The 3792-nt window shown below is 27.4% G+C and carries 5 protein-coding genes; all 5 read right to left on the reverse strand.

All coding sequences use genetic code 11. The annotated features are described in order from the left end of the window. Positions 1-128: 128 nt before the first annotated feature. Positions 129-239, reverse strand: a complete 111-nt coding sequence (locus IDG60_RS08600) for a hypothetical protein (protein WP_001788716.1) — start codon at positions 237-239, stop codon at positions 129-131. A gap of 699 nt (positions 240-938) precedes the next feature. Next, positions 939-1145: a hypothetical protein gene (locus IDG60_RS08605; RefSeq protein WP_001002340.1), complete on the reverse strand. Its 207-nt coding sequence runs from the start codon at positions 1143-1145 to the stop codon at positions 939-941. A 293-nt stretch (positions 1146-1438) separates the two neighbouring features. After that, positions 1439-1663, reverse strand: coding sequence for a helix-turn-helix domain-containing protein (locus tag IDG60_RS08610; protein WP_001795785.1), 225 nt, complete (start codon positions 1661-1663; stop codon positions 1439-1441). Between the two features lie 687 nt (positions 1664-2350). After that, positions 2351-2548, reverse strand: a complete 198-nt coding sequence (locus tag IDG60_RS08615; RefSeq protein ID WP_001793526.1) for a helix-turn-helix domain-containing protein — start codon at positions 2546-2548, stop codon at positions 2351-2353. 492 nt (positions 2549-3040) lie between these two features. Further along, the coding region (locus tag IDG60_RS08620; protein WP_206160621.1) for a glutamine synthetase family protein at positions 3041-3792 on the reverse strand (752 nt) is incomplete at its 5' end.

Below are 3792 nucleotides of genomic sequence, written 5' to 3' on the forward strand. Positions count from 1 at the left end.
CAGTGTAAAATGTACTTGGGTCATGTAAAAGTCCTCCTGGGTATGTTTTTGTCGTTAAAAACATTGTACCGTAAAAGGACTGTTATATGGCCTTTTTACTTTTACACAATTATACGGACTTTATCCATTTATTTCATAATTTTGAACCCTAATATTACTAAAATAATTATAAACGTCCCTATTAAAAATTCTATTTTCTCTTTTTTATTTGTTTTTCGCACTTTAATAGTCATCTTCATTTTACTAATGGTGAGAAAGTAATATTTTATTCAAAGAATATGACTTCATATTAAATCAAACCTCACATTCTTATTAGATTGCAAATTCAATAGTCCTACCAGAATTGAAATCAAAAGATTCAAACTATTTTATCGTTTTAACTTCCTCGACCATTTTCACCTCCTTATAATCTATATAAATTATGTTTACCACACGATTCTTTACACTCGAAAAATTAATTTTGTTAAGAAACATTTAGCCATGTAACTTTGTAATAAAAACATTTTCAAATAAATGTACCAAAAACTTTCATGAAATAAAGTATACTTTTCAAATCTATTAATTTTGGAATCATAAACCAAATGCTATATTACAATATAATTATCACAAATCATCATATATGCCAATTACACAATTTAATATAAAAAATTGTCAATAAAAAATAATTCGCACAAACATTATTACAAAATATGTATAATATAGAATACTGCATTAAAATTAACTTATTTACTGTGTTCAGCCTTTAATATCATCACTTAAAGATTATTCAAGATTTAATGGCAATGATAATTTCATAATATGCATTTTTGATTATTTAACCATGTACAATTTCTAAAACTAAGAGATTATCTTATTGAGGTGGACAAAACGTGGACAGACAACCATGAAATCATTAGAAATTTAATTTCTTGTCCACCTAACCTAACAAAATATTTTTGTTAACATTCTGTTTTATTTTCTAATGTTCTTTGATATTCATATAACTTGATTATCGTTTTAAATTTAGCTTCTTTTATTTTAGTTTTACCTACCTTTAAATCTGTAACTGTTTGACGTGGTACACCTGAATTTTTTGAAATACTATATGGTGTATTGTTAGTTAATAACTTTTCTATTTCACTTATAATAGTTTCAATCTCATTCATTTTTAATCACGCTCTCTTTCTATTTATAATTATAATAATCCTAATGCAGTAACTACGTTTAGCAATACATTGTTTCTTTGTAGTTGCCAAACTTGTTAATTCATAAACTAATACCTAATAGTATTGGTTTTTTATTATATATTTATAAAATTTCTTGTCTTCATATATTCTATATTATATTATTTGATAATTTTTTATTTATATTCACATTAAGCTATCCATATTTAATATACTTTAAAATTAGATGATTTAAAAGGCTCACTCCATGATATTTCAAAAGATATGGCCTTATTTTAATATTCAATCATTATTTCTAATTGTTTTTGGTAATTATAGAGTTTTTCCGCTGTTTCTAAAGTTAAATTATTCACTTTTCTTTTCCCGCTTCTTAATTCACTTATACCACCATAAGAAACACCAGTGTCTTGATTAATTCTATAATTAGATATTGATTTATCATTTAGTAATTTTTCTATTGTATTATAAATTTCTTTAAACTGGTTCATAATTTTTGTCAAATTGAAAGAATAGTTTATTTTTTTCTAGTTAAATTAATAATAAATAATATTAAAGTTGCAATGTTAAGATAGAGAGTTAATTTTTTCCTTAATTCTCTTGTCATAAATACCACCTCCCTATTTAATGTGGTAAAGGTCTTTTGCCCTTTACCTTTTTAAAAGAACGATTTGATAAAATTAAGTACTTGAATTATTAAGCTCGTCACAGCTATTCGAAATTTAATTTTGCTATTCGTTCTTTTTCTTTAACCATTCTTATCATTTTTTCTCCTTTCCTCTTTATAGTTATTTAACATTCCACAAATTGGGGTAAGTGACATGTTGAACTCCCATATCCACTGGCAAGATTTATAATTTGTAATTCTAAATTATAATAGCCTATATTTTTCAAAATCTCTTTTTTTATGATTAACATCCATCTAAGAGCACCTAAAGGTTTTTATGTAATGTAATAAACATTTCCATTTATACATATACATCTTGTAAAAAAGAAAGAACTCCATATATACTCAAAAGGTATACTGAAGTTCTATATATTATATAAAATTATTATACTATTTTAAAAAACATAAGTAAATCACTAAACATGATTTCTTTCACTTTTAGAAAACTTTTAATACTATAAAAACACCCACTCAGTCACTAGTTTGGGCAGTTATTGTATGCCTATTGAACTCAATGCTTATATTACAATACCTTTTTCGCATATTCATATAAGATCTTTGCATTCTTTAAGCTTAAATTTTCTATTCTTCTTTCCCCACGGCGCATAGCATTAATATTACCGTAACTTATCCCAGTATCTTTATTAATTTGATAACTTGATATCTCTTTGTTTTCTATCAATTTTTTGATTGTATTGAATATTTCATCATAGCAATTCATAAATTAGATGAGGCGAAATTTTTAATTTTTTAGAATATCAATAGTAGTATAACTAAAATGAAAATACCGATCGATAAACAAAAAGATATTTTTTGTTTTGTTTCTCTTTTCATATAGTATTACCCCCTTAATAATGCGTAGTAAGGTCCCTCTTTTCGGGGTCTTACCTTAGAACGTTCTGCAAATGAATTCGATGAGAAGTAATATGAATATGGCTATTTTCAAGTAATACTCAACGTTTTCGCGACGTTCTTTTATCGCCTCATCTCATCACCTCCAAATATATTAAAATTCATGTGAACTAAAATATAAAATGGTCTTCCCCAGCTTTAAAAAAATAAATACATAAAACATTTACTTGACCAAAACTTGACCAAATCCATTTTTTAACAAAAGTGGTCAAGTGAAATCCCATCTTTCCAAATCAAAAAAGAGCTAAAGCAAAACGCTCTAGCCCTTGATATTACTGATTTCCCATCATTGTTTAGCGTATTAATATTGCTTCATGTACTGATCTCTTTCCCATTCAGATACTTGAGTTCTGTAGTAATCCCATTCAATTGATTTTGAATTAATAAATTGATTATAGATATGATTTCCTAAAGCTTTTTTTATAACTTCATTTTCACGCATTGCTTTTAATGCTGTGTAAAGTGTTGAAGGTAAGTCTTGAATGCCTACTGCTTCACGTTCTTCACGATTCATTTCGTAAATATTTTGGTTAACAGGTTCTGGAACTTTTAATTTATTTTTAATACCGTCTAAACCAGCTTCTAAAATTGCAGCTAACGCCATATATGGGTTCGCAGCTGGGTCAACTGAACGTACTTCAATACGAGTTGATAATCCTCTTGAAGATGGTACACGGATTAACGGTGAACGGTTTTTACCGCTCCATGCAATATAACATGGTGCTTCATAACCAGGAACTAAACGTTTGTATGAGTTTACTAATGGGTTACATACCGCTGTAAATCCACGTGCGTTTTTAAGTACACCAGCTGTGAATTGGTAAGCTGTTTCTGTTAAGCCCATTTCAGTATTCGGATCAAAGAATGCATTTTCTTTACCTTTGAATAATGAAACGTTAAAGTGCATACCGCTACCATTCACACCAAATAATGGTTTAGGCATAAATGTTGCGTGTAAATTATGTTTACGTGCGATTGTTTTAACAACCAATTTAAATGTTTGGATATTATCACATGCTGTAACAGCATCTGCATATTTAAAGTCAATTTCAT

The sequence above is a fragment of the Staphylococcus sp. EG-SA-2 genome, assembly GCF_017152085.1.